The sequence below is a fragment of the Natrinema sp. CGMCC1.2065 genome (assembly GCF_051225675.1).
Lineage (GTDB): Archaea > Halobacteriota > Halobacteria > Halobacteriales > Natrialbaceae > Natrinema > Natrinema thermotolerans.
The window spans coordinates 1-23,338 of record NZ_JBPJSJ010000021.1 but is presented as its reverse complement, the minus strand read 5'-3'; the positions used below and the strand labels follow the sequence as shown (position 1 = coordinate 23,338).

The 23,338-nt window shown below is 65.1% G+C and carries 28 protein-coding genes and 1 tRNA gene; 12 read left to right on the top strand and 17 right to left on the bottom strand.

Annotated features, from left to right (window positions below; genetic code table 11):
• The first annotated feature begins 387 nt into the window (after positions 1-387).
• Complete coding sequence (locus tag ACSBP4_RS17075; RefSeq protein WP_435552930.1) at positions 388-588, top strand: hypothetical protein; 201 nt, start codon at positions 388-390, stop codon at positions 586-588.
• An 8-nt stretch (positions 589-596) separates the two neighbouring features.
• On the opposite strand, the gene ACSBP4_RS17070 is transcribed toward ACSBP4_RS17075, so the two are convergent.
• The 5 genes from ACSBP4_RS17070 to ACSBP4_RS17050 all read right to left on the bottom strand — a co-directional run bounded on the left by ACSBP4_RS17070 (position 597) and on the right by ACSBP4_RS17050 (position 3,874).
• A complete protein-coding gene (locus ACSBP4_RS17070) occupies positions 597-1,844 on the bottom strand; it encodes a tyrosine-type recombinase/integrase (RefSeq protein WP_435552929.1) in 1,248 nt (415 codons plus the stop codon).
• Between the two features lie 301 nt (positions 1,845-2,145).
• Positions 2,146-2,358 (bottom strand): YgaP-like transmembrane domain, encoded by a 213-nt coding sequence (locus tag ACSBP4_RS17065; protein ID WP_006649981.1) that lies wholly within the window; start codon positions 2,356-2,358, stop codon positions 2,146-2,148.
• A gap of 479 nt (positions 2,359-2,837) precedes the next feature.
• Positions 2,838-3,038 carry a helix-turn-helix transcriptional regulator gene (locus ACSBP4_RS17060; protein WP_006649982.1) on the bottom strand — a complete coding sequence of 67 codons (201 nt, stop codon included), beginning with the start codon at positions 3,036-3,038 and terminating at the stop codon, positions 2,838-2,840.
• Positions 3,039-3,041: 3 nt separating this feature from the next.
• Positions 3,042-3,431, bottom strand: coding sequence for a hypothetical protein (locus tag ACSBP4_RS17055; protein WP_100243426.1), 390 nt, complete (start codon positions 3,429-3,431; stop codon positions 3,042-3,044).
• 152 nt (positions 3,432-3,583) lie between these two features.
• Entirely contained in the window at positions 3,584-3,874 is a 291-nt protein-coding gene (locus ACSBP4_RS17050; RefSeq protein WP_006649984.1) for a DUF7577 domain-containing protein, read from the bottom strand.
• Positions 3,875-4,050: 176 nt separating this feature from the next.
• Here ACSBP4_RS17050 and ACSBP4_RS17045 point away from each other — a divergent pair, with 176 nt between their 5' ends.
• On the top strand, positions 4,051-4,911 hold the full coding sequence (locus ACSBP4_RS17045) for an aldo/keto reductase (RefSeq protein WP_049965087.1): 861 nt from the start codon (positions 4,051-4,053) through the stop codon (positions 4,909-4,911).
• A 1-nt stretch (position 4,912) separates the two neighbouring features.
• Here the strand turns inward: ACSBP4_RS17045 and ACSBP4_RS17040 are convergent, their stop codons facing one another.
• Positions 4,913-6,184, bottom strand: a complete 1,272-nt coding sequence (locus ACSBP4_RS17040; protein ID WP_435552928.1) for a hypothetical protein — start codon at positions 6,182-6,184, stop codon at positions 4,913-4,915.
• A 143-nt stretch (positions 6,185-6,327) separates the two neighbouring features.
• On the opposite strand from ACSBP4_RS17040, the gene ACSBP4_RS17035 reads away from it, so the two are divergent.
• Entirely contained in the window at positions 6,328-7,176 is an 849-nt protein-coding gene (locus ACSBP4_RS17035; RefSeq protein WP_006649987.1) for an alpha/beta fold hydrolase, read from the top strand.
• A gap of 30 nt (positions 7,177-7,206) precedes the next feature.
• On the opposite strand, the gene ACSBP4_RS17030 is transcribed toward ACSBP4_RS17035, so the two are convergent.
• From ACSBP4_RS17030 to ACSBP4_RS17020, 3 genes are all read right to left on the bottom strand, one after another.
• Complete coding sequence (locus ACSBP4_RS17030) at positions 7,207-7,560, bottom strand: hypothetical protein (RefSeq protein WP_006649988.1); 354 nt, start codon at positions 7,558-7,560, stop codon at positions 7,207-7,209.
• 214 nt (positions 7,561-7,774) lie between these two features.
• Entirely contained in the window at positions 7,775-9,736 is a 1,962-nt protein-coding gene (locus tag ACSBP4_RS17025; RefSeq protein WP_435552927.1) for an ATP-binding protein, read from the bottom strand.
• Positions 9,737-9,933: 197 nt separating this feature from the next.
• Positions 9,934-10,005 (bottom strand) — tRNA-His (locus ACSBP4_RS17020).
• A 166-nt stretch (positions 10,006-10,171) separates the two neighbouring features.
• On the opposite strand from ACSBP4_RS17020, the gene ACSBP4_RS17015 reads away from it, so the two are divergent.
• Both ACSBP4_RS17015 and ACSBP4_RS17010 read left to right on the top strand, forming a co-directional pair.
• On the top strand, positions 10,172-10,627 hold the full coding sequence (locus tag ACSBP4_RS17015) for a DUF5814 domain-containing protein (protein ID WP_006182646.1): 456 nt from the start codon (positions 10,172-10,174) through the stop codon (positions 10,625-10,627).
• Between the two features lie 149 nt (positions 10,628-10,776).
• On the top strand, positions 10,777-11,004 hold the full coding sequence (locus tag ACSBP4_RS17010) for a hypothetical protein (protein WP_006649990.1): 228 nt from the start codon (positions 10,777-10,779) through the stop codon (positions 11,002-11,004).
• 24 nt (positions 11,005-11,028) lie between these two features.
• Here ACSBP4_RS17010 and ACSBP4_RS17005 read toward each other — a convergent pair whose 3' ends face one another.
• On the bottom strand, positions 11,029-11,433 hold the full coding sequence (locus ACSBP4_RS17005) for a ribbon-helix-helix protein, CopG family (RefSeq protein WP_006182644.1): 405 nt from the start codon (positions 11,431-11,433) through the stop codon (positions 11,029-11,031).
• Positions 11,434-11,582: 149 nt separating this feature from the next.
• On the opposite strand from ACSBP4_RS17005, the gene ACSBP4_RS17000 reads away from it, so the two are divergent.
• Both ACSBP4_RS17000 and ACSBP4_RS16995 read left to right on the top strand, forming a co-directional pair.
• Positions 11,583-12,563, top strand: coding sequence for a VOC family protein (locus ACSBP4_RS17000; RefSeq protein WP_435552926.1), 981 nt, complete (start codon positions 11,583-11,585; stop codon positions 12,561-12,563).
• The gene (locus ACSBP4_RS16995; RefSeq protein WP_435552925.1) at positions 12,560-13,231 is read left to right on the top strand and encodes an alpha/beta hydrolase; all 672 of its coding nucleotides are present in this window, start codon (positions 12,560-12,562) and stop codon (positions 13,229-13,231) included. Before ACSBP4_RS17000 ends, ACSBP4_RS16995 begins: the two co-directional genes overlap by 4 nt.
• 44 nt (positions 13,232-13,275) lie before the next feature.
• Here ACSBP4_RS16995 and ACSBP4_RS16990 read toward each other — a convergent pair whose 3' ends face one another.
• The 3 genes from ACSBP4_RS16990 to ACSBP4_RS16980 form a co-directional block, all read right to left on the bottom strand.
• Entirely contained in the window at positions 13,276-13,920 is a 645-nt protein-coding gene (locus ACSBP4_RS16990; protein ID WP_006182641.1) for an RPA family protein, read from the bottom strand.
• A 1-nt stretch (position 13,921) separates the two neighbouring features.
• Positions 13,922-14,851 (bottom strand): hypothetical protein, encoded by a 930-nt coding sequence (locus tag ACSBP4_RS16985; RefSeq protein ID WP_006649993.1) that lies wholly within the window; start codon positions 14,849-14,851, stop codon positions 13,922-13,924.
• A gap of 190 nt (positions 14,852-15,041) precedes the next feature.
• Positions 15,042-15,932, bottom strand: a complete 891-nt coding sequence (locus ACSBP4_RS16980; protein ID WP_435552924.1) for a dihydrodipicolinate synthase family protein — start codon at positions 15,930-15,932, stop codon at positions 15,042-15,044.
• Positions 15,933-16,043: 111 nt separating this feature from the next.
• Here ACSBP4_RS16980 and ACSBP4_RS16975 point away from each other — a divergent pair, with 111 nt between their 5' ends.
• Complete coding sequence (locus tag ACSBP4_RS16975; protein WP_049965079.1) at positions 16,044-16,355, top strand: DUF7091 family protein; 312 nt, start codon at positions 16,044-16,046, stop codon at positions 16,353-16,355.
• Between the two features lies 1 nt (position 16,356).
• Positions 16,357-17,394 (top strand): mannose-1-phosphate guanylyltransferase, encoded by a 1,038-nt coding sequence (locus ACSBP4_RS16970; RefSeq protein WP_435552923.1) that lies wholly within the window; start codon positions 16,357-16,359, stop codon positions 17,392-17,394.
• Between the two features lie 37 nt (positions 17,395-17,431).
• On the opposite strand, the gene ACSBP4_RS16965 is transcribed toward ACSBP4_RS16970, so the two are convergent.
• From ACSBP4_RS16965 to ACSBP4_RS16950, 4 genes are read right to left on the bottom strand one after another with little or no spacing between them, the layout of a single operon-like run.
• Complete coding sequence (locus ACSBP4_RS16965) at positions 17,432-17,641, bottom strand: hypothetical protein (RefSeq protein WP_049965077.1); 210 nt, start codon at positions 17,639-17,641, stop codon at positions 17,432-17,434.
• Positions 17,642-19,423 (bottom strand): b(o/a)3-type cytochrome-c oxidase subunit 1, encoded by a 1,782-nt coding sequence (locus ACSBP4_RS16960; RefSeq protein WP_435552922.1) that lies wholly within the window; start codon positions 19,421-19,423, stop codon positions 17,642-17,644.
• On the bottom strand, positions 19,383-20,189 hold the full coding sequence (locus tag ACSBP4_RS16955) for a cytochrome c oxidase subunit II (RefSeq protein ID WP_006649999.1): 807 nt from the start codon (positions 20,187-20,189) through the stop codon (positions 19,383-19,385). The genes ACSBP4_RS16960 and ACSBP4_RS16955 overlap by 41 nt, the downstream gene beginning before the upstream one ends.
• Positions 20,186-20,389 (bottom strand): hypothetical protein, encoded by a 204-nt coding sequence (locus ACSBP4_RS16950; protein WP_049965075.1) that lies wholly within the window; start codon positions 20,387-20,389, stop codon positions 20,186-20,188. The genes ACSBP4_RS16955 and ACSBP4_RS16950 overlap by 4 nt, the downstream gene beginning before the upstream one ends.
• Before the next feature lie 100 nt (positions 20,390-20,489).
• On the opposite strand from ACSBP4_RS16950, the gene ACSBP4_RS16945 reads away from it, so the two are divergent.
• The 3 genes from ACSBP4_RS16945 to ACSBP4_RS16935 all read left to right on the top strand — a co-directional run.
• Positions 20,490-20,705: a hypothetical protein gene (locus ACSBP4_RS16945; protein WP_006182632.1), complete on the top strand. Its 216-nt coding sequence runs from the start codon at positions 20,490-20,492 to the stop codon at positions 20,703-20,705.
• Positions 20,706-20,803: 98 nt separating this feature from the next.
• The gene (locus ACSBP4_RS16940; protein WP_049905818.1) at positions 20,804-21,595 is read left to right on the top strand and encodes a sulfite exporter TauE/SafE family protein; all 792 of its coding nucleotides are present in this window, start codon (positions 20,804-20,806) and stop codon (positions 21,593-21,595) included.
• A gap of 2 nt (positions 21,596-21,597) precedes the next feature.
• The coding region (locus ACSBP4_RS16935) for a heavy metal translocating P-type ATPase (RefSeq protein ID WP_435552921.1) at positions 21,598-23,338 on the top strand (1,741 nt) is incomplete at its 3' end.

Genomic DNA, 23,338 nt, shown 5'->3' with positions numbered 1-23,338 from the left:
GGTGGGTACGCCGCCGTCGAATTGGAAGCTTGGAGCCGTCGAACAGGACGGGTCTCCGTACGTTCATCTACAAATTCCGTAGATAAGAACGTTCGGGTTCGTCTTGTTTCTCGCGGCTCCGGTCTGGCCGGCCGACTCGGCTGCGAAGACTGGACGCATGCACGCAACCCACGAAGACAATACAGAACGTAGTCAGGTCGACTCGAGCGACGAAATTAGTAGCCGTACCAGCGACGAGATTGGAAAGCGAATCGAGCGATTCGGCCACGACAAGATCCGGCTCGTCGAGTGCCCGGTCTGTGGTGTTGGCCTCAGAAGCAAGAAGACGGCACATCACATCGAGAAACACTCTCCCTCCGATTTCGGGCTAACCGGGGGTGAGGTCCTATGAGTGGGGCCGCTTCCGATCCGGATCGGTACGTTCAGGAGAACAAGGACACGCTCGTCCGTATCATCAAACACGGCGACGATAAGTTCGTTCGAGGGCTCGCTCTGGCGGCGATAATCCGCTATGGAGACGAGCCGCTCCTTCATGATATCGAGCATGAAATCGATCGAGCGAAACAGGACATGGAGGAACGCGTCTAATGACAACCTCAGTCCGTACTGGCGTCGGCGAACTCTCGGGCCTCCCGAAGTACTCCGGGATTCTCGTCAGCGAGTTCGATGAACTGCTCGATTCGCTCGAGATCGTCGAGCAACTCGGGATCGTCACGGGCGATCTTGAGGAGTTCAGTTCGCGTCTCCTGTTGTCGCTCCTCGATCTCTTCAACCGCCCCGTGTTCCATCGCTTGACCGCACCACACGCAAAGCGATTCGTTCCGTGGCGTCTTCCGCTGGCAGCGTGGACAAGTCTGCGGAGAGATGGGGTCGGATTCGTCTTCCTCGACGTCGACGCCGTGAGCCCTCGCGATCTCTCGATCGTTGGCGTCACCGAAGACGGCGACGTAGCGAGCGGCGACATCGGAACCGCGATCCCATCCGTGATGGTCCTCGAGGTGCGCCTGGTTGACGCCCTCGGAAGCGAGATAGGATGCGGAGGATTTCCGCATCTGAGTAAAGGTAACGTCGGTGTGAGTGACGCCGGCCTTCCGGGCGTGCTTCTTCAGGATCTTCAGCTTCATCTGATAGCTGACTTCTTTCGGCTGATCGAGCTGGCACCACAGTGGTGCTTGCGGATCGTTCGGTGCGGGATGGACATTCAGCCATTGTCGGAGATACGGAGCAGCAGCGATGAGCATAATCGACCTCTCGCCCTTCTTCCCGTCGACGGAAATCTGGAGACCGTACTTGTGATCGGCGATGTCGCCGACGGTAAGGGACAGAATCTCACCGCTTCGAGCGCCGGAGTCCCATGCGGTCGCGATGAGAGCTTTGTCACGATGGTGACGACACTCCTCGAGCATCGGCTTGATGTGGTCGTCCCACCAGAGCATCTTCGCCGGGTCCGGCATCGGATTGTAGTTCTTCGATGTCGTCGCGGAGACCCAGGAGATACTGTCGGGGATCTTATCGCCGTCAGTGACGCGCTTGCCAAACATCCGAAGGGCAACCCGATAGTCGCGGTTCGATTCCTCGTTTTCGTAGTTACTGTGGATCCAACGGACGATATCTTCCGCTGCTCTCTTATCGTTGAGAGCATCCGCGAGTCCACCAACGTTCTCGGAGATTCGAACACAGTGCCTGACGAGCTTCGCACGGCGCTGCTTGCCGTACTGGCTTCCGAGGAGGGCGAGTTGCCTGTCGAAGTCGATGAGGGCCTCTCGATCGTCGCTACTGATATCTTCGCTGTCCTCGATACGCTCTTGCAGCCGTTCGAGCCGACGGTCAGCATCGCGGGTCATCGTCTACTCAGGGGGTTATCGTATGAGCATGTAAACCACCGGTTGAGGTCCGGGAGGCGGCATACTCCTACGGTTCGTTGTGTATTGACCGTACAGCGGCGGATTTCGGCAGTGTTACCCCCGCGATTCCGGAGAGATTTGAACCGGCTCATGAACGCACCCTTCGCTGGCGGGCGTTTCATTCCATTGTACGTACCGTCGACCAGCATTCTCTGTCGGAATTACTCGAGTCGGGAACGGAACTCGAGGCTGAACGGCTTGTGAACGAGGCGTAGTCGCTCTCTCACTCGAAGAAGGGCCGCTACTCGTCGGTCGTCGTGTCGATCCCGAGCGCCTCATTCAGCCCGCAGAAACACGTCGTCGTGTTGAAGCCGAGCCCGAGCGCCCCGACGAGGGCAAGCAGGCCGGTCTTGCGCTTGCCGTTTCGGAGCGTGGTTGCTGCGACGAGCGTCAGCACAACGGCGAGTAGTGCGCGGACGAGTCTGTCACGGCCGCCGACGTTCTGGTCGACCATATCCGACTCATGGGCCGCCTTGGCCTTGTATTTTCCCGAGCGGATGCTAACTCCACATCTAGCCCCTGCAGCGAAGCAAGCCGGACCCCCCGGTCAAATCCGGGACGGCGTTTCCGTTCGGTCCATCTCCGAGAGCCTGCTCTGTGAGGCCAGGTATCGATTCATATCGTCGAAACTGCCGTGTTCTCCAGTCGAACTGATGATAATCGATTAATTTATTGTATTTGTATTCGAGAACGAACGCTATGGACGCGCTCAAAATCGTCGCCGAGATGATCGAGGGATACCTCTCGGGTGGGACCGAGGAGGCAGTGTCTGAGGGTGTCGAAGAGACGGCGGAAGAAGCGACGGGAGAGGACCTCTAACGCGAGCGGTCGGCGCGGATCCGAGCCCGTCCGTGAAAGGCGCGCCGCCGTGCGCGGACGACCGACAGTGTCGAAACCGGGGTATCGAACGCGTTCGATCGGCCCCCCCAGCGCTCAGTCGTCCGGCTCGTAGTCGAAGATGTCTTCGATTCGGCAGTCGAAATAGCGTGCTAACTCGAACGCAAGCTCGAGGCTCGGGTCGTACCGCCCGCGTTCGATCGCGTTGATCGTCTGTCGCGAAACACCGACCTGATCGGCGAGTTCGGCTTGCGTGATGTCGGCTTTCGCCCGCCAGACGGTGAGATCGTTCTCCATCGTTCACATGACCCGTCCGTAGTACCAGATCGTACTCGGCAATACGAGAAACGGCACGATCATGAGCCACGTCAGCGGTTCGAGTACCGGCGTCGTGAGATCGGTACTGCGCTCGAGGGTCGTCCAGACGGCGACCGCCCAGAAGAACACCCAGAGGGAGACCGCCGTTCCCCGGAGGCCGATCTTGAGATACCGTTCGTCGTAGTCGTTTCGTCGCTCGGCGAGGCGAAACGACCAGACACCGACGAGCGTGATGAGGAGGCCGCCGCCGATCGCGAGGGCGGTGCTGATCTCCGGATCGGGTGCCACGTCGGCACCGACGGTCAATGCGATGACGCCGGCGATCATGAGTCCGATCCCGGCGGAGAGCTTACGGGAGTACGTTTCTGCCATCTCGTGTAAAGCACACTTTCCAATACGTTATAAGAATTTTCCATACTATCAGAGAGATACGACGCTCGAGTGACGACGGCTCACGGAACTGACTGCAGAACGACCCACGACGAACGGCCCTCGATCGGTTACCTCGATCCGTTCGAGAGCGGTCAAAGCGGCGTCGTACAGCGACGACAGTACGTGAACTCGGCGTCGTTTTCCGTACCGCAGCGACGACACGTCACGCGCGTTCGATCCGCCGTGTCCGCCTCGAATGCTCCGGGGGGCCTGCGGTCGAACTCCTCGTCGTCGGTGTCGCGCTCCAGTTTACCGGCCCGTCGCTTGCGGTGGCGCTCGAGGCCGTCCCGTGCGATTCCGACGAGAACCGGGACGCTGACTCCCAACGCGACGAGCAGGAGAACGCCGATGATGACGGCATACAACTGCCCGGGGTCACCCATATCGCCGTTACGGTCGCCCGACAGTTAGCGATTGGGGCATGATACCATACGATACTAGTCCGGCGAGACGAACGGTGGTATCCCTCGAGTCGGACGGCGAAACGGACCCAACTGGCGTAACCGGCACATCGTTCGGGAAGCCGACTTCTCAAGGGGCCCGAGGCTGACATACGGACGTGAGCAGTAACTCGATCACAAACGAGAGCGACACGTTCGAGATCGGCGAGACGACGGTCCATCGGCTCGGGTTCGGGGCGATGCGGATCACGGGCGAGGACATTATCGGCGCGCCCGACGACGAGGCGGCCGCCCGTGAGGTCGTCGAACACGCCGTCGACTGCGGTGTCGACCTCATCGACACGGCCGACTCCTACGGCCCGGCAACCAGCGAACGACTCATCGGCGAGGCGATCGGCGATCCCGACGACGTGCTGGTCGCGACCAAGGCCGGCCTGTTGCGCAACCGCGAGGGCGACTGGCTCGCCCACGGCGACCCCGACTACATCCGGAATCAGGTGCTGACGTCGTTGGACCGACTCCGGACCGACACCATCGACCTCTATCAGTTCCACCGGCCAGACGACGACACGCCGTTCGAGGACTCCGTGGCGGCGTTTGCGGAACTCAAAGACGAGGGATTCGTCGATCAGGTCGGCCTCAGCAACGTCTCCCCGGAACTCATCGATCAGGCCCGGGAACAGGTCGAGGTCGCGACCGTCCAGAACCGGTACAACCTGAACGACCGCGGCGCGGCCGATTCCCTCGAGGTCTGTGCCGAGAACGACATCGGCTTCATCCCGTGGGCCCCGATCAACGGCGACGACCTGGCCGAACACGGCGACCTCTTAGACGAGATCGCCGAGACCTACGACGCGACGCGCCGACAGGTCGCGCTGGCGTGGCTCCTCGAGCGCTCACCGGTCATCCTCCCGATTCCGGGGACCTCAGATCCCGACCACCTCGAGTCGAACGTCGCCGCCTCGCAGCTGTCGCTGTCCGACGACGAGGTGCAGCGACTGACCGACGCGGCCGAGTGAGTTACGAGGCCGCGAGTCGGCCGGCGATGCGCTCGGAGAGGTCGGTGAGATAGAACGAGCCCCAGACCGCGGCGACGACGGCCCCGACGGTATCGTAGACGAGATCGCTGATCGTGTCGTCGAGCCCGTGCTGGGCCAGCACCGCCTCGAGGCCGAGCCGCTGGGCGCTCCAGTCGATGCCGAACTCCATGAGTTCCCAGACGACGCCGAAGGCCAGTACGAACACGAGGATGAACGCGAACAACATCGCGGGCGGGACGTAGATCTCGTCGGTATGGAGGTCGATCGCTCGGACGACCGCGTAGCCGCCCGCGGCGACGATCGACGCCGAGACCGTGTGCGTCATGCTGTCCCACTGACCGACGAGCGCGTACATGCCGGCCGATCCGAGGACGTGCAGGAAGACGGCCGCCGTGAGCCAGAACACCAGCCCCGGCTCGAGGGGCAACTTGGCGTCGCGCTCGAGGAGCGCGGGGAGGAACGTGATCGCGAGCGCGATGGCGGCGTTCGAGACGGTCGTCAGATCGCGGCTGACGACGCCGTATACGAGGAGGATCGCGAGCGCCGCCTGCATGCCTCGGGAGAGTCGGACGACGATCCCATCGGGGACGTTCAGCTGATCGCGGATCAGCGTCGGGACGGGATCCGGCTCCTCGTCGGGCGAGGTGTCCCGCGGCGTCTCGACCACCTCGTCGCCGTAGGACCCGAAGTAGCGGCCGAAGAGGACGCCAGCGAACAGGCCGGCCACCGCCGCGTACCCGAAGTCGATCATCAGCGTGCGGTTGGCCGCGTCCTGTGAGCGCCCGTTCAGTATGTACTCCGTCCCGAACGTTACGTCGGCCAGCCACTGGGCGACGTTCCACGCGCCGGCGACGGCGAGCGTCGTCAGTACGACGAGCGCGACCGCGAAGGCGTGGTTCATCCGGACGGGGGTGAACCGGTCGGTCTCCACGGTGACGACGAGCGCGACCGCGGCGACGGCGACGTAGACGGCGATCGACGTCAGCGCCGACTCGCCGAGGACCGTCGCGTCGACGACGGGGAGCAAGACCAGCACCAGCAACTCCCACGGCGGCATCACGAGCGGATCTCGAAACGCGACGACGGGAAGCAGGACGATGGCGACCGCGAACGCGGTAAACGCGAACCAGCGGTACGAGTCCGCGAACCCGTGATTGATCGCCAACGCGACGAGCGCGATCGTCAGCGCCCACGCGAGTACCGCGTTTCCCTGCGTGTCGTCGAACAGGCCGTCGAGTCGAGCGTCCGCCATACGCCGCTGTACGGGCCGACGGCCCTAAACGCGAGAGCATGACAAAGCCACTCGTCTCGACTGCCTCGAGCGACTCCGAACGGCCCGACTCGCCACCCCGTTTCCGACGGAAGCCTGATACGTCAGTCCCGCAATGGTGACGTATGGTTGCACGTGACGACCTCGAACACGGACAGGCCCGCGTCAACGACACGAAACTCCACTACGTGACCGCCGGTGACGGCCCGCCACTGGTGCTGTGTCACGGCTGGCCACAGACCTGGTACGAGTGGCGGGACGTGATCCCGTCACTCGCCGACGACTACACCGTCATCGCGCCCGACCTCCGTGGGCTGGGTGATTCCGCGACCCCGACCTCGGGATACGACAAGGACACCGTCGCGACCGACGTCCGGGAACTCGTCGCCCACCTCGGCTTCGGCGACGATCGGATCGCGCTCGTCGGCCACGACTGGGGGATGCCGACGGCCTACGCCTACGCCGCCCAGTATCGCGACGAAGTCCGCGCGCTCTGTGTCCTCGAGGCCGGCCTGCCGGGGATCAACGAAGACGGAAAGAAGAAACTCTGGCACACACGATTCCACGGCGTTCGTGACCTGCCCGAGCGGCTGGTCGCCGGCCGGGAACGGCTCTACCTCGACTGGTTCTACAAGGAGGGCGCGTACGATCCGTCGGCGATCGACGACGAGGCCCGCGACGAGTACGTCCGCTGTTACTCACAGGCCGGCGGCCTGCGGGGCGGCTTCGAGTATTACCGTGCCTACGAGACCGATGCCGAACACAACCGTGCCCACGCCGAGGACCCGCTCGAGCTGCCGGTCCTCGCACTCGGCGGCGCGGCCTCGTTTCGGGAGCTGCCGATCAGAGACATGGAGGCGGTCGCGACCGACGTCGAGGGCGAGGTCGTCGACCGTGCCGGCCACTGGATCCCCGAGGAACGGCCGGCATACTTCGTCGATCGGTTGACGACGTTTCTCGACGACGCCGCGTGACCGACGCTCGAGCCGGTCGTGACTACGCGCTCAGTACTGTTCTTTGACCCTGTCGATCTGGCAGTCGAGACAGAGATCGTCGGCAAAACAGGCGACGTTGTCGTAGGGACAGTCGTACGCCTCGACGTCGACGGAGAGGCGGCGTTTCGCGCGTTCCCACTCGGTCTCCCAGTCGTCGATCGTCATCTCCGCGGAGGTAAAGACGACATCGCCGCCCCGGTCGACGATCTTCGCGACCGTGACCGAGCGGTGGTTGGCTTTGACGACGTCGATCGCCTCCTCGTAGGAGCCACAGCGGATCTCCTCCCGGCCCGACTGATCGTCCAGCAGGTGGACGGCGATAGAGCCGTCGTATTCCTCGGTCGGCTCCAGTCCGTGGGTCATGTGGTCCACTGTCGGAGTCGCACGATAAAAAGTCCCGCTTCGGGACTGGAGGTCGCTTTCTTCCGGGCGGCGCATTGCCCGGTGAGTAGGCCATCGCCGGCGCGTGGAGCGTGGTCCCGATCCGGCGGTCTTTGAACGCCGCCGCCGTTGGCCACGCGATACTGGTATCGTCCTCGACTCACAGCACTTCCATCGACGCACTCCCGTTCGTCGATCACGCATCGCGATCACGTGGTGCCGGCAGCGTAAACGAGAACGTCGACCCGTCGCCCGGTTCGGAGTCGACCCAGATCTCACCGTCGTGGCGCTCGATGATCCGCTCACAGAGTGCCAGCCCGATACCGGTGCCAGCGTGTTCGTCGGGGCCGTGGAGCCGCTGGAACACCTCGAAGACGGCCGCTTGGTCGTCAGGATCGATCCCCATCCCCTCGTCGCTGATCGAGACCACCCAGTCCCGTCCGGCCCGCTCTGCAGAGATGGCGATCCGTGGCGGCTCGTCTCCCGCGTACGTGACTGCGTTATCCAGTAGATTCTGAAAGAGTTGGCGCAGCTGGCTGGCGTCTCCCTCGACACGGGGCAGTGACGCCGCCGTGATGTCGGCGTCCGTTTCCTCGAGTTGCAACTGTAGATCGGCGAGAACGTCGTCGAGTACCGCGTTCAGATCGACCGGTTCGGGCGGGTCTCCCTCCGTATCGACACGAGAATACTGCAGCAATCCGTCGACCATCGCACGCATCCGGTCTGCGCCGTCGACAGCGAACTCGAGGAATTCCTCACCCTCCTCGTCGAGCGTATCATCGTACCGCCGTTCGAGGAGTTGCAGGTAGCTCGAGACCATCCGCAGCGGCTCCTGCAGATCGTGGGAGGCGGCGTAGGCAAACTGCTCCAATCGCTCGTTCGATTTTTCGAGTTTCTCGACCGTGTCCTCCAACTGTTGTTTGCGCTCGTTCTGTTCGGTGATGTCCTGGGCCATCGTCATTCCGGCAAAGACCTCACCATCATCGTCGGTCACCGGCACGGCGTGAACTCGCCAGTCTCGGTTTACGTACTGAAACTCGACTGACGTCTCGTCGCCGTCAAGCGCCGCACGGAGTGCAGGTTCGAGGTCGGCAGCAACCGTGTCACCCCACACCTGTGCTGGTGTCCGCTCTTCGACGTCGGCCGGCGAGATCGGTAACTCCGCGAACGCCTGTCCCGCGGCGAGCGTGTACTCGAGGTCGGCACCGAACAGCGTGACGATCCCGTTCGGGAAAAACTCCGCCAGCGTGCGATACCGACGTTCGCTCTCTTTGAGTTTGCGCTCTCGCTCCTTGCGTTTCGTGACGTCTCGAAAGTAGACCGAGAGTCCGGATTCGGAGGGATAGGCGTGAACCTCGAACCACGTGCCAAGCGGCGGGTAGTACTCCTCGAACGATGTGGGTTCCTGCGTTCGTACCGCCTCCCGGTACTCTTCCTCGAACGTCGTTCCGAGCGCCGGTTCGAACACCTCCCAGAAGTTCTCGCCGACTAAGCCCTCGTCTTCGGGGTCGAGGACGTTCTTCCCCCGCTCGTTCGCGTACGTAATGGTCCAGTCCTCGTCGAGACCGACGAATCCGTCGGTGATCCGTTCGAACGTCCGCTCGAGTTCGGTCTCTCGCTCCTCGAGTTTCCGTTTGGCTCTCGTTTCCTCGATCGCTGCTGCGAGGACGTTCGCGACGTTTTTGACGAAGGTAACGTCGTGGTCGGTGAACTCGTGCTTCTCGGTGGCGTGTACACCGAGGATCCCCCACGGGTTTTCGATCGAGCCGATAATGACGCTGATCCCGCCGACGACGTCGTGACTGGTGAGGAGTTCGGGGCCCGAAAAGCGTTCCTCGGTACGCAAGTCGTCGACGACCACGGGCTCTTCAGAAAGCAGCGTGTAGCCCGCCTGTGAGCCCCGGTCGGTCGGGACTATCGCGCTCCCGACGAGACCCTCCCGCCAGCCGACACCCTGCCGAAGGAAGAGTTCGTCACCGCCGGGCAGCAACTCGAGGACCTTACAGTAGTCGTTGCTCAGCGTCTCGGCTACTGCAACGCATGCGTCGTGCATCAACTGATCTATGTCGTCGGTTTCGAGCGCCTGTTGGCCGAGTTCAGCGACAACCACTTGGTGTCGAATTCGGGGGTGTGGATCTGTATCGGCCGATGAAGCCATGCCCAATTCAAACGGCGTGAGACGGGTAAAGCCTTCTCCGGGTATCGCCAGTCGACGAGCTATCGTTCGGAATCGAACACAGTCACCACGGACCGCAGCAAGCACTCGACGGAACCGTGCCAGTCGGGGACACTCGTCTCGCGTGGTTCGATCTCGGTCGGATTTGCGCCGCTCACGGATTTGTTCGCGGCGACAAAGTCCGGGTGCGAGAATCGAACCCGCGTCTCAGCCTCCACAAGGCTGAAGGATAACCACTACCCCAACCCGGACACGCTTACACCTGAACCTACAGCCGGTTGGACTAAAATACGTTACGACTCCCGGACGCGGTGTGTGATGCCCTCGCTCGGTTTCGGCCGGCGGATCTCGGCTGCCCCCGCGGGCCGTTCGCGACCGAGACGTTTTTCGATCCGCGGGCGTTAGTCCCGCCAACGCGTGGCCATCACCGACAAGATCTACGTCAAGAATCACCGCCAGCTCAGCTCCCAGCTCGAGACGAACATCCCCAAAGGGGCGTTCAAGGGGGCGACGCTGGACATGCTCTTCCAGGGCGAGGGCCTCGAGAAACTCGACGACGCGACCCGCGAGCGGGTGCTGGATTTCACGCAGGACTTTCTGGACTGTAGCTGCGACAACAACCCCTACTGTGGCTGTCCCGAGCGCAAGTTCATGACGTACCTGCTCGAGTTGCGCGCCGAGGGACTGGGCCCGGACGCGATCGTCGACGTGATGACCGACGACTACATGGTCTATGCCTACTCCGGGGACGTTCTCTCCTTCCTCGATAACGCCGTTCGAACCCTCGAGGCCGCCGAAGGGTTGGCGCGAGTGGACGGTGCCGGGGAGAAACACGACGAGATCCGGCGGGCGAAACGGAACCTCGAGCGGTAACCGACTGTTGTTCCGTTCTCCGATTCCGCCCTTACACCCTGGTCGACACGCCGTCTCTCGGTTGTAGTGGCCACCTACGCGTTTCGAACATTATTAATAATCTATAATCATCGAGCGCGACATCAGTGGTCCTCCCCTATCGAGAATCGATGCCGGACACGACGATAGAGACGATCAACACGATGCTCGATAGCGTCCAGGAGGAACTCGAGGACCCGGACCTACGGTTCAAGCTCCGGACTGTGCGGCAGTTGCTGTTGGTGGTCGAAGAACGACACGACATCGGACGAGACGCGCTCGCGGACGCCGATCTCGACGACTCGACCCGCGAGGACTTACAGCAACTCGGGTATCTGGGCGCGGACGACGACCGCTAGGTGTGTTCCGACCGGGACCGATCGTCAGCGCAACTGGTAGGATTCGTCTTCGTCGTCGAGTTCGTCGAGCAACAGGATCTCCTCTTCTTCGTCCTCGAGGCGGTCCTGGAGGTCGTTGACGTAGGCCTTGTACTCCTCGAGTTGCTCCCGGAGGTGTTCGGCCTCGAGTTCGAGCCGCTCGTGTTCGCGGACGAACCGCTTTGGCACCTCGACGGTCGGTGGGAACGACACGTCCTCCCCCTCGTCCGTGCGGGCCTCGAGGTCGGCCTCGGGGACGACCTCGACCTGACCGTCGTGTTCGACCAACTGGTCGACGTAGTCCCGGAAGACGGCCGACAGCGAGATGTCGCGCTCCTCGGCGATCGCCTGCAGCGCCTCGAAGGCGTCCTCGTTGACCCGGAACGAGATGGTCTTGTTCTTGTTCCCCATCGATACCCCTAGTCGTCGTTCACGGAACTTAACTATTAGTCAGACACGGGGCGTCGCGGTGACCGCTGACCGCGCTCGAGCGCCGGGCGAGAACCGCCATGACCACTCGGGACCCGACACGCTATGCGCCTCGAGTCCCAACACGGCGTATGCTGACTGACACGGCGGGACTCCACCACGTGACCGGGATCGTCGGGGACGCCCAGTCGGCGATCGATTTCTACGGCGGCGTCCTCGGGCTCCGGCTCGTCACGCAGACGGTCAACTTCGAGGATATCCTCCAGCATCACCTCTACTTCGGCGACGCCGCCGGCCGGCCGGGGACGGTCCTGACCCACTTCGCGGACCCCCACGGCGATCCCGGCCGGTTCGGGGCTCCCCAGCCCGAATCGGTCGCGTTCGTCGTCCCCGACGGCTCGCTCGCGTACTGGGCGGATCGGCTCGCGGACCACGAGGTCGCGGTCGAGGGGCCCCTCGAGCGGTTCGACGAACGCGTCCTGCGCTTTGCCGACCCCGCGGGAACGCGACTCGAACTGGTCGCCGGCCCGCCGGTTCCGGGCGACGTCGAGCCGTGGACCGAAGGACCGATCCCGACGGACCGCGCGATCCGCGGTCTCCACGGCGTCGCGACGCTGTCGGTCAACCCCTACGCGACCGCGGGCGCGCTCGAGACGCTCGGGTTCGAACACGAGGCGGAAGACGGCGATCGGATCCGGTATCGTGCGTCCGGCTCACGAGCCGCAGTCGTGGATGTCCTCGATCGCGACGCGGCGTTCGGCCGCGAGGGACAGGGAACGCTGCATCACGTCGCGGTCCGGGTCGAGAGCGAGGACGCCCTCCACGAGTGGCGGGACCTGTTCGACGAGCGCGGCGACGACGTGTCCCGCGTGAAAGACCGGCACGTCTTTCACTCACTGTACGTCCGTGAACCAGGGGGCATCCTCCTCGAACTGGCGACGGAGACCGACGGCGTCGCCGCCAGCGGGCCGACCGGGGGTCCCGGCGAGTCGCTGTACCTGCCCGAGTGGTTCGAACGCGACCGGGAGCTGATCGAGAGCCAACTCCCCGAGTTGACGGCGCCGACCGGGAGTGAGACTGACGAGAGCGGCGACTCTCCAACGGACCGATGACCGACTCCGGCCGCTCGATGGACGGCGTCTCGGGACCCCACGCCGGCCGACCGCTGCTCACTGCCGGCGCGCCCGCGCTGGCCGCCGACGCCGCGCTCGTCGCCTGTCACGGCCGCGGCGCGACCGCGCAGGGCGTTATCAACCTCATGGAACCGGCCGTCCGCCACGGCGTCGCCGTCCTCGCGCCGGACGCCGAGCGAAGCCGCTGGTACCCCCGCCGGGCGACCGCCCCTCGAGCCGAGAACGAGCCGTGGCTCTCCTCGAGCGTCGACTGCGTGGCGGCGGCCCTCGAGGCGGCAGCCGAGATCGGCGTCCCGCCCGAGCGTACCGTCGTCGCGGGCTTCTCGCAAGGGGCCTGCGTCGCCGCCGAGTTCGCCCGCCTGAACCCGGCGCGGTACGGCGGGATCGCCGTCCTCTCGGGTACGCTTCCCGGGACGCTCGCCGAACTCCGTGCGACCGCGATCGCCGGCTCGCTCGAGGGGACGCCGGTACTCTTTGGCTACGGCGCCGACGACCCACACGCCGATTCGGCCCACGTCACCGAGACGGCCCGGATCTTCGAAGAGGCGGCCGCCGCGGTCGACGAGCGGCGGTATCCCGAGACCGGCCACGAAGTCACCGACGATGAGTTCGACGCGATCGGGGCGATGCTCGAGGCCGCGCTGTAGCTCGCGGTTCGACTACAACAAAAACCGGTCGACTGGTCCAGCCGTCAGACCGTCGCTTCCGCGTCGTCGGGCTCCTCGACGTCCTCGAGTTGCTCGAGCGCCTGAATGACGTCGTTGCGGTAGTTGACGACCGGCGAGTCGTAGCGCTCGCGGGCCATCTCGGCGTACTCGTTCGTGGGTGCGGTCGAGCCGCTTTCGGGCGCTTCCTGCTCGGCCTCCCAGGCCTCGAAGGCCTCGATGCGATCGAGGGTCCGTTCGGCGGTTTCGACGACCCAGCGATCGCGAGTGGCGTCGTCGACGACCGCGATGGACTCGGGTCGCAGGGAGACGTTGACCGTGCCGTCGTCGGTCTCGTAGGTCCGGGGTTTGCCGACGATGGAGACGTAGGCCGGCGGTTCGGTGTCCCGCAGGACGGCGGCGGCTTCCGGCTGGTACTGGCCGGCGTAGACGAAGAACGTCCCGGTCGGGTCGACGACCCGGCCGCGCCAGTACTCGCTTTCGTCGCCGACGTCTTCGGTCTCGGTTAGGGTACCGGTGACGAACACGCGGTTCGCGCGGTCGCCCGTCGGTAAGAGCGCGTAGTTGGGCGCGCGCTCGTCGTCGCTCTCTTTGAAGGTGTACGTCGAGTCGTTGAATTCCGATGCGAAGACGCGGCGGGCGACTTCGCGGGTGAGTTCTGCCTGGCTCATATCACATCGACCTCGCTTTGATCAGCAGTTCCTCGCCATCGATCGGCCCGTCGAGTTCCTCGACGTCGTCGGCCAGCACGTACCGGCCGAAGGTCGGTCCCTCGATGCGGTAGTAGGTGCCGACGATGTCCTCGCGGATCTCGTCGGCGACGATGGTCGTATCTAAGGCGTCCATCGCCATCTCTTTGGCCTCCTCGAGGCTCAGTCCCGTCAAGTTCTCCGTGGCGTCCTTGTCGAAGATGACCTCGTGGGCGTCGATACCGTCGTCGACGACGGCCTTGATACGGAGGTCGAACTCGCCTTCGCCCTCGCCGTGTTCGTTACAGCGGCCGTTCTGGAGAACGCGGGTACAGCCCTCCTCGGGGCAGCGCTTGATCAGCCCGCTGCCGCTTTGCATGTCGACCAGTGCGCCCTCGACCTCGCTGGTGTCGTTGCCGACCTCGAGGTCCTCGTCGAGTTCCTCGATCACCGTCGTCGAGTTGAGTTTGACCGAGTACCGGCCCTGGTACTCGTCGGTGACGACGTTGCGAAGTTCGTAGACGCCGCCCTCCTCGAGCGCGGGGAGGTCGGATTTGGCCCACTTGGTGAACTTGATCGTCCCCGTCGGGTCACCCAGCAGGCCGACCTGTGCGACGGAGTCGCTGCGGGGATCCCAGAGTTCGATGACCTTCGCGGTGAGGTCGATCCACTCCTCGGGCTCGTCGACGTCCTCGACGTTGGCCGCCTCGCTGTCGCCGCTCGAGATGTCCTCGCGATCGAGGCCGGCCTCCTCGAGGTAGTGGTTGGTGACGCTCCGGCGCGCCTCGTCCATCGGTACTTTGTACTCGTCGACGAGCGTCGTCAGGCGCTCTTCGACGTCCTCGACGTCGACGTCGAGGTGGTCCGAAAACTGCTCGTGGATGTCGTCCGCGTGTTGTCGTACGTCGCTCATTGGCTTCACGCCTCCTCTTCGGTTTCAGTGGGAGGCATACGTCCGTTCGCTCCCGATGGTATTTAAACTACCGCCACCGGAGCGAAAGTGAACGCCCGGGGAAGAAACCGCAAGAAGGCGTTGCGGAGCCGATTGGAGATGTCGGTCTGCAGCGGTGTCGTCGGGTTCCGCCGATCCCGCGGACTGGCGGTTACTGCTTGCCGTCCTCGAGCGCCGTCTCGAGGGCGGCGGCGATCGCGTCGGTTCCCGAGTCGTCGACGCCGACCAGCGGCGGGCGGACCTCGTCGGAGGGGATGACGCCGCGCTCGGCGAGGGCCGTCTTCGTCGCGGGCGCGAAGCCGTGGCTCGTACAGGCCTCGAACAGCGGCGAGATCGCGTCGGACTGGAGTTCCTGCCCGCGCTCCGCGTCCGCCTGCTCGAACGCCTCGCCAAGCACTTCGGGGACGACGTTCGACAGGGCATTGATCCCGCCGTCGGCCCCCATCCGCAAGGCGGGCACCAGCAAAGCGTCGTACCCCTGCAGACACAGGAATTCCTCGGGCGTCGCCCGCAGCACCGAGAGGAAATAGGAGAGGTCGCCGCTCGAGTCCTTGATCCCGAGGACCCCGTCGCGATCGGCGACGGCGGCGACGGTCTCGGGCTCGATGCGCCGGCCCGTACACTGCGGGATGTTGTACAGCAGGACGGGGAGCGCCGCCTCCTCGAGGACGGCCTCGAAGAACGCTCGATTGCCGTCGGGCGCGTTCGCGGTCGTGAAATACGGCGCGACGATCGCGGCGGCGTCGGCACCGGCCGCGGCCGCGCGGTCGATGGCCGCGACGGTGTCGGCGACGCTCGTGGCGGCCGCACCGGCGACGACCGGGACGTCGACGCGGTCGACGGTCGCCGCGACGACCTGGCGCTGCTCGTCGGCGGTCAGGCTCGGGAACTCGCCGGTCGTCCCGCAGGGAAAGACCGCGTCGATGCCGCCGTCTTCGAGATGGGTGAGCAGATCGGTCAGGGCCGCCTCGTCGATCGCGCCGTCGTCGAAGGGGGTCACCGTCGGTGCGGTGATCCCGCGGAGTGCATCGCGGATAGCCATGCTCGTTGCCTCCGTCGGGACGATGAAAATCGTTCGCATCGGTTCCGCGAGCCGTCGCCGCGCCTCCGACCACCGGCGGGCCTATGTGTCCGGCGGTCGAACCACGGGGCAATGGCGGATCGGCGTCGACTCGAGCGGTTCCTGCGTACGACGCTGCAGGGAGCCGGCGAGCAGTTCGAGGAGCTTCGCAGATCGACCGACGACCAGCTCGAGGAGGCCCGCGAGGCCTACGAGGTGGCGCGAAACGCCCGCGAGTTACCCACCGACGAGGCGGGCCGAGCGAAGATCGTCTGTCGGCGTTACGCCCAACAGCGGGCGGCGAAGTTAGACGAGGAGTACCGACCGGCCTGTTACGAGGCGGACCACCCCGACTGCGAGGGCTGTGCCGAGGACGTCCGACGCGGGCGGATCGAGACCTGGTAAGATGGATCGGCCCATCGTTGCCTGTGTCCTCGCCGGGGGTATCGGCAGCCGGCTCTACCCCGCGAGTCGCGGGGAGCGCCCGAAACAGTTCCTCGAGTTCGGCGGCGACCGCTCGCTCCTCTCGCAGACGATGGATCGGACGGCGTTCGCCGACGAGCGCTTCGTCCTGACTCGCGAATCGTTTGCCGACGAAATCCACGACCACGCGCCGGAGGCGGGCCTGCTGGTCGAACCCGCCGGCAAGGACACCGGACCGGCGCTGGTCTACGCCGCCTGGCGGCTCCGAAAACGGTTCGACCGCGACCCCGTCCTCGTCTGTCTCCCCAGCGACCACCACGTCGGCGACGACGCCGCCTTCGCCGCCCACCTCGAGCGCGCCGCCGGGATCGCCGCCGACACCGGCGGCCTCGTGACGCTGGGCGTCGAACCCACTCGGCCGGCGACGGGCTACGGCTACATCATTCCCGACGGTGGGGACGAACTCGAGGGGGCGAGCGCGGACTACGACGCCGTCGAGCGCTTCACCGAGAAACCCGACCGCGAGGAAGCGCGGCGGCTCCGCGAGGCGGGCGCGTACTGGAACGCTGGGATCTTCGCCTGGACGCCCGCCGCCCTGCTGCGGGAAGCGCGGGACTCGCCGCTTGCCCCGCTGGTCGAGGCCCTCGAGGCCGGCGAGCCGGAACGCGGGTTCGACGCGGTCGATGCCGTCAGCGTTGACTACGCGATTATGGAGCGGGCGAGCGACGTTTTCGTGACGCCGTTGCCGGTGGACTGGGACGACCTCGGGACGTGGGATGCCGTGGGGCGGACCCGCTCGGACCGCGACGCGGACGGAACAAACGACCGCGTCGCCGGTGAGATCCTGTCGGTCGACGCGGCGAACAACGTCGTCGCCGCGCCCGACCGGCACGTCTCCCTGCTCGAGGTCGAGGACCTGATCGTCGCCGCCGACGACGACCGGATCCTCGTCGCGCCACGGACGTCGTCACAGCGGGTTCGCGAAGTCGTCGATCGGCTTCGCGAACGCGACGCCTTCTGAGAAACAGCGACGGAACGCAGCGAAACGAGTTCGGCTGTCAGCTCGAGTCGGCCGTTCCCGTCCCGCCGTTACCGTTTTCCGGCCATACCGCCCAGAGCAGGAGCCCGAGGACGAGGACGCCGGCGAGGGCGAGCGACTCGAGGATGGTGAGTTTGATCCCGAACCACGACAGCGCCGTTCGGAACTCGACGACGAACGGGACGAGCAAGGCCACGACGACCAGTAGCGCCCCCTTCGAGATGCGCATCTAGCGGATCACCCCACTGAGGGACTCGATAACGGCGGGGTCGACCCACGTCGAGAGCCTGACGCCCTCGATGCCGGGCCCGAAGAGGCCGCCGGCGTCGATGATGCTCGCGAGCGGGAGCGTGTACGCGATGATCACGAGAACGACGGCGATCGCGGTCCAGAGCTTGAGGTTGTCGAGGATGCGCGGCGAGTCCTCGGCCCCGGAGAGCGTCCCCGCGTAGGTGTTGTCCGGGATCGACTCGCTGTCGTCGCCGATCGACGTCATGATCATGTTCAGGAGGAACAGGGCCAGCGACAGCGTCAGGATGACGCCGCCGAGGGCGACCTGCATGTTGATCTCGCCGACGGTACCCACGGCGGGTTCGAAGTCGAAGCCCTGATACTGCGGTTCGGCGGTCCGGCGGGGCATCCCGAACAGTCCGGAGCGGTGCATCGCGTTGGACATGAACGTCATGCCGATGAACCAGAGGAGGACCTGTCCGAGCGCGACCGACCGGTTCCAGAGTTCCTTGCCCGTCAGCTGCGGGATGAACCAGTAGGACGCTGCCATGAACGTCAGTGCGACGGCGGTGCCGACGGTGAGGTGGAAGTGACCGACGACCCACCACGTGTTGTGGACGAGGTAATTGATGTTCATGCCGGCGTTGATCATGCCGGAGAAGCCGGCCGCGGCGAACATCAGGCCCGCGAGCGCCATCCCGGTGAAGATCGGGTTGCGCCACGGGAGCGCCTTCAGCCAGCCGAGGTAGCCCTCGCCGCCACGCTGGCGCGCGCCGTGTTCCATGCTCGCGACGACAGTGAAGGCGGTCAGCAGGCTCGGCAGGAGGAGGAACATCGTGTTCGTCATCGCGATGAACTTGTACCCCTCAGCGATGCCCGGATCCAGATACTGGTGGTGGATTCCGAGCGGCGTCGAGAGCAGCAGGAACAGCACGAAGACGACGCGTGCAAGCGGATCGCTGAACAGTTTCCCGCCGGAGAACTTCGGCAGCATGATGTACCACATCATGTACGCCGGCATCAGCCAGAAGTACACGACGGCGTGGCCGAAGTACCAGAACAGCGTCCGGGTCAACAGCGGGTTAACCGAGTCGGTGATCCCCAGCGACCACGGCAGTAGGAACACGAGGATCGACAGGGCAACACCGAGCGTGCAGATGTACCAGAACAGCGTCGTCGTCAGCACCATGAAGGTCGGCAGCGGGATCCGCTCGTCGGGGTTCTCGCTCCGCCAGGCCAACCACGTTCGGAACCAGTCGACGCCGGCGAGCCAGGAGCCGACCACGAACAGCACCAAGCCGATGTAGAAGATCGGATGGGCCTCTAGCGGCGCGTAGAACGTAAAGAGGACGTCGGCGTTCAGCTCCGAGCCGAGTACCGACGGCGCCGACTCGAGGAAGCCGCTAAAGATCGCGATCGCGACGAGTACCGTGCCGACGACCATCATGATGTACCAGGCCCAGGTGAACCGGACGTCGACGACGCCCCGGTCCAGACTGGTCGTTACCGCCCACGTGAAGGTCCCCACGAGGAAGAAGATCGTGAACGTGATCGCCAGCAACACGCCGTGGGCGGTCAGGACGGTGTAGTAGTCGGGTGATTGAATGAACCTGAAGACGTCGGTCCGGTGAAGCGCCTGCACCAGGCCGAGCGTCCCGCCGATCGCCAGCGCGATGAAGGAACTCCAGAAGGCGGCTTTGATCACTCGCGCCTCGTCGGGGAACTGGTCGACGTAGGCGTTACGCATCGCCGTCACCTCCGTCGGCGGACTCGTTGCCATCGGGGGTCACGACCGACAGCGTTCCGCTTTCCTCGTAGTCGTCGACGGTCACGGTCCAGTCGTGGTCGCCCTCGCCGAGGTCGGCGCTGTCGACGGTAAACGCGACTTCTTCGCTGCCGTCGCCGGGGACGGTGACGGCTTCTTCACGCGTCTCGTCGCCGATCTCGAGGGAGACGGTCGTCTCGAGGTCCTCTTGCATGCCGTTTTCCACGTTCGCGGTGATCGTCGTCTCGTTGCCCGATTCGACCTCGTCGTCGGCCTCGACGGACAGTTCGGTCATGTCGAACTCGTCTTCGGGAACGACGTTCAGTTTGCCTTCCATCGTGTGGTGATACTCGCCGCAGTACTCGTTACAGAGGATGCCGTACTCGCCGGGTTCGTCGAACTTCACGGTCATCTCCGAGACCTGCCCGGGAATGACCATCGTGTTCACGTTCGTTCCCACGACGGAGAAACTGTGTGTCACGTCCCGGCTGGTGACATAGAAGGTCACCTCGCTGTTGGCTGGCACCTCTATTTGGCTCGGCGTGTACGACCACGCCTGTGCGACGACCGCGACTTCGTACTCGTTGCCGCCGACGTGTTCGACGCCGGGCTCGGCGAACCGTTCGTCGTCGTTGATCTCGTCGGGGTTGATGTCGCCGCCTTCGTCGTCGATCATCGCGATACCCGGGCCGACTGCCCCGTAGGTGATCGTCGCGATGAAACCAACGATTAATACCATGGCGGCGACGAGCCATACCTTCTCGTAGGTGTGAATGTTCATGCCAGTCCCACCACCGTCAGGGCCATTCCGACGACGGTCGGCCCGTTGCCGAGGAACTCAACGAAGTACATGAATATCCACAACAATACCAGTATCAGGAAGTAGATTCCGATCAGGATCGCCGTCCCGATCGGATCGTACTCCTCGTGCCCGAGTGTTTGAACATGATCGGGCTCCCGTTGTTCAGTTCTGGAACTCATACGGACGAGTAGGGAATAGGGACGACTTACTATCAACCTTGGTTCCCGTTCGATGGGAAGATGGTGGGGTATTAAGCGCTCGTCCCGCCCAGTACCGAGTATGAACCTCGAGACAGTACCGCCGCGGCTGGCTGCGATCGCGGGGCTACTGGCGATCGTTCCGCTGCTCGTCTATGGGCTCACCAACTCGACGGTCGCCGGCGCCGTCAGCGCGGTTAACGTCGTTCTTATCGTCGGCTCACTGTACCTCGCGATGTCCCCGGTCGAGGGCTCGCACGGCGATCACCACGGTGACGGCAACGGAACTGCCGGGTGACCGCCGCCCGCGAGATGACCCTCAGTTCACTTTCCCCGGAGCTACTGACGACTAGCGCGGGGTACGGAGCCGTCCGGTTCCCCGTCGGAACACCGCTGATGGCGAGTCCGGGCCCCGGACTCGCCCCCGAACACGTGAACCTGTTCGTTCTCTTCGTCGTCGGACTGCTCGCCGGCGCACACTGTCTGGGTATGTGCGGCCCGCTGGTGACGACCTACGCCGATCGGATCGGTGACGCCAGTGACAAGCGCCGCGACGACACGCTGACCGGCTACGAGGTGCGCCAGCACGCGCTGTTCAACCTCGGTCGGACGGCCAGCTACGCCGCGATCGGTGGCCTGTTCGGTCTCCTCGGTGCGGTGACGGTCGCCTCGAGCGAGGCCGTCGCCGCGGTCGGGGATAGCGTCAGGGGGGCGACCGGAATCCTCGTCGGGATCGCGATCGTCGCGAGCGGTCTCTACTATCTCCGGGGCAAGACCGCCGTTCCCGGCCACGGGCTCCCGATCGTCGGCACGCTGTTTCGCCGGCTCTCGGAGCTGCTCTCGAGCCGCGTCGATCGGCTCGCGACGTCGCCGGGGATCGTCGCGCTCGGAGCGGTTCACGGGGTCATGCCGTGTCCGATCATCTATCCCGCGTATCTCTACGCGTTCGCGCTGGGATCGCCGGCACGCAGCGCGCTCTCGCTGGCCGTCCTTGGACTCGGAACGATCCCCACGCTGTTCGTCTACGGCACCGCCATGACCGCGATCGATGTCGACACGCGGGTGCGACTCCACCGCGCGCTGGGCGCGGCGTTTATCCTCCTCGGCTATATTCCCCTTTCGCACGGTCTGATGCTGTACGGCATCCACCTGCCCCATCCCCCGCTCCCGTACGAACCACTATTCTAACGATGACACCGGATTCACCACCCGCACGAGGCTCGATATCGTCACCGGCTGCAACCGGCGGGACGGCGACGGTCGACGATGCGGCTGCCGACACCTGCGACCTCTGTGATCTGCCGACACCCGCGGAGCCGATCACCGACCCGGACGTCGACGGCACGTACTGCTGTCGTGGCTGTCTCGAGGTCGCTCGCACGCTCGACGGGACCGACGACGCGCCCGACGAGGCGGCGGTACGATCCCGCCTCGATTCCGGCGACGACGGGCCGGACCTCGACGATCTCGACGGCGAAGACGCCTACCTCGCGGTCGACGGCATGCACTGCTCGACCTGTGAGGCGTTCCTCGAGACCACCGCCGAGCGAGAACCCGGGGTCCGCGGCGCGACGGCGAGTTACGCGACGGATACGATTCGGCTCGTCTACGATCCCGATCGACTCGATTCCGACGACCTCCCCGAACTCGTCTCCGGCTACGGGTACACCGCGTCCGACCGATCGGCTCTTGATGATGCGAGCGGATCGGACGACGGGCTTGCACCGCTCCTGCTTGGCGGGTTCTTCGGCATGATGATTATGGTGTGGTACGTCCTGTTCCTGTACCCGAGGTACTTCGGCTACGAGCCGGTCGCCGACTTCGGCGGGTACGAGACCGCCTTTCTGTCGGCGAACATCTGGGTGTTCGCCTCGATCGTCCTCTTCTATACCGGCTATCCGATCCTCCGGGGTGCGTACGTCAGCCTCCGGGCCGGCAGCCCGAACATGGACCTGCTGGTGGCGACGGCGGCGCTTGGCTCCTATAGCTACAGCGCCGTCGCGACGCTGCTCGGCAGCAGTCACCTCTACTTCGACGTCACCGTCGCCGTCGTCCTCGTCGTCACCGCGGGCGGGCGCTACGAACGGATCGTCAAGCGCCGCGCGACCGGCCTGCTCTCCGACCTGACCGAACGACAGGTCGACGAGGCCCGCCGCGAGAGCGGCGAGACGGTGCCCCTCGAGGCGGTCGAGCCCGGCGATCGTTTGCTCGTTCGTCCCGGCGAGCGGGTTCCCCTCGACGGCGAGATCGTGGAGGGATCGGCCGCGGTCGACGAGTCGCTGGTCACCGGCGAGTCGCTGCCGGCCGAGAAGGAGCCGGGCGATCCGGTCCGCGGGGGGACCGTCGTCACTGACGCCCCGATCGTCGTCGCGGTCGGCGACGAGGCGGAAAGCACCCTCGACCGGCTCGTCTCCCTGCTCTGGTCGATCCAGAGTTCCCGGCCGGGCGTCCAGCGGCTCGCGGACAAGCTCGCGACCGTCTTCGTCCCGCTGGTTGTCGCCCTCGCCGCCGGGACGGTCGCCGTCTCGCTGGCGACCGGCTCGAGCCCGTCGACGGCGCTGTTGCTCGGGCTCACGGTCGTCATCGTCTCCTGTCCCTGCGCGCTGGGGCTGGCGACGCCGCTTGCCATCGCTGCGGGGGTCCAGTCGGCCGCCGAACGGGGGATCGTCGTCGCCGCCGAGACGATCTTCGAGGACGCCCCCGAGGTCGATACCGTCGTCCTCGACAAGACGGGGACGCTCACGACCGGGACGATGACCGTCGACGCCGTCCATGTGGTCGGCGGCGACGCCGCGGGCGACGGCCCCGGGCGCGAGGAACTGCTCCGACGGGCCGGCGCGGTCGAGTCCCTCTCCGAACACCCCGTCGCGGCCGCCGTCGCCGACGCGGCACCCGACGACGCGACGGCAGCCAGCCCCGGCGCGGACATCG

Excerpts from the sequence above, each read along its gene's own strand:
- ACSBP4_RS17075 (WP_435552930.1), top strand. The coding sequence starts at position 388 with ATGAGTGGGGCCGCTTCCGATCCGGATCGGTACGTTCAGGAGAACAAG.
- ACSBP4_RS17040 (WP_435552928.1), bottom strand. The coding sequence starts at position 6,184 with ATGGCGGACGCTCGACTCGACGGCCTGTTCGACGACACGCAGGGAAAC.
- ACSBP4_RS17065 (WP_006649981.1), bottom strand. The coding sequence starts at position 2,358 with ATGGTCGACCAGAACGTCGGCGGCCGTGACAGACTCGTCCGCGCACTA.
- ACSBP4_RS17030 (WP_006649988.1), bottom strand. The coding sequence starts at position 7,560 with ATGACCCACGGACTGGAGCCGACCGAGGAATACGACGGCTCTATCGCC.
- ACSBP4_RS17060 (WP_006649982.1), bottom strand. The coding sequence starts at position 3,038 with ATGGAGAACGATCTCACCGTCTGGCGGGCGAAAGCCGACATCACGCAA.
- ACSBP4_RS16940 (WP_049905818.1), top strand. The coding sequence starts at position 20,804 with ATGGCGAGTCCGGGCCCCGGACTCGCCCCCGAACACGTGAACCTGTTC.
- ACSBP4_RS16985 (WP_006649993.1), bottom strand. The coding sequence starts at position 14,851 with ATGAGCGACGTACGACAACACGCGGACGACATCCACGAGCAGTTTTCG.
- ACSBP4_RS16990 (WP_006182641.1), bottom strand. The coding sequence starts at position 13,920 with ATGAGCCAGGCAGAACTCACCCGCGAAGTCGCCCGCCGCGTCTTCGCA.
- ACSBP4_RS17055 (WP_100243426.1), bottom strand. The coding sequence starts at position 3,431 with ATGGCAGAAACGTACTCCCGTAAGCTCTCCGCCGGGATCGGACTCATG.
- ACSBP4_RS16995 (WP_435552925.1), top strand. The coding sequence starts at position 12,560 with ATGACCGACTCCGGCCGCTCGATGGACGGCGTCTCGGGACCCCACGCC.
- ACSBP4_RS16960 (WP_435552922.1), bottom strand. The coding sequence starts at position 19,423 with ATGGCAACGAGTCCGCCGACGGAGGTGACGGCGATGCGTAACGCCTAC.
- ACSBP4_RS16970 (WP_435552923.1), top strand. The coding sequence starts at position 16,357 with ATGGATCGGCCCATCGTTGCCTGTGTCCTCGCCGGGGGTATCGGCAGC.
- ACSBP4_RS16980 (WP_435552924.1), bottom strand. The coding sequence starts at position 15,932 with ATGGCTATCCGCGATGCACTCCGCGGGATCACCGCACCGACGGTGACC.
- ACSBP4_RS17070 (WP_435552929.1), bottom strand. The coding sequence starts at position 1,844 with ATGACCCGCGATGCTGACCGTCGGCTCGAACGGCTGCAAGAGCGTATC.
- ACSBP4_RS17050 (WP_006649984.1), bottom strand. The coding sequence starts at position 3,874 with ATGGGTGACCCCGGGCAGTTGTATGCCGTCATCATCGGCGTTCTCCTG.
- ACSBP4_RS17035 (WP_006649987.1), top strand. The coding sequence starts at position 6,328 with ATGGTTGCACGTGACGACCTCGAACACGGACAGGCCCGCGTCAACGAC.
- ACSBP4_RS17010 (WP_006649990.1), top strand. The coding sequence starts at position 10,777 with ATGCCGGACACGACGATAGAGACGATCAACACGATGCTCGATAGCGTC.
- ACSBP4_RS17025 (WP_435552927.1), bottom strand. The coding sequence starts at position 9,736 with ATGGCTTCATCGGCCGATACAGATCCACACCCCCGAATTCGACACCAA.
- ACSBP4_RS16955 (WP_006649999.1), bottom strand. The coding sequence starts at position 20,189 with ATGAACATTCACACCTACGAGAAGGTATGGCTCGTCGCCGCCATGGTA.
- ACSBP4_RS17000 (WP_435552926.1), top strand. The coding sequence starts at position 11,583 with ATGCTGACTGACACGGCGGGACTCCACCACGTGACCGGGATCGTCGGG.
- ACSBP4_RS16950 (WP_049965075.1), bottom strand. The coding sequence starts at position 20,389 with ATGAGTTCCAGAACTGAACAACGGGAGCCCGATCATGTTCAAACACTC.
- ACSBP4_RS16975 (WP_049965079.1), top strand. The coding sequence starts at position 16,044 with ATGGCGGATCGGCGTCGACTCGAGCGGTTCCTGCGTACGACGCTGCAG.
- ACSBP4_RS16965 (WP_049965077.1), bottom strand. The coding sequence starts at position 17,641 with ATGCGCATCTCGAAGGGGGCGCTACTGGTCGTCGTGGCCTTGCTCGTC.
- ACSBP4_RS17005 (WP_006182644.1), bottom strand. The coding sequence starts at position 11,433 with ATGGGGAACAAGAACAAGACCATCTCGTTCCGGGTCAACGAGGACGCC.
- ACSBP4_RS16945 (WP_006182632.1), top strand. The coding sequence starts at position 20,490 with ATGAACCTCGAGACAGTACCGCCGCGGCTGGCTGCGATCGCGGGGCTA.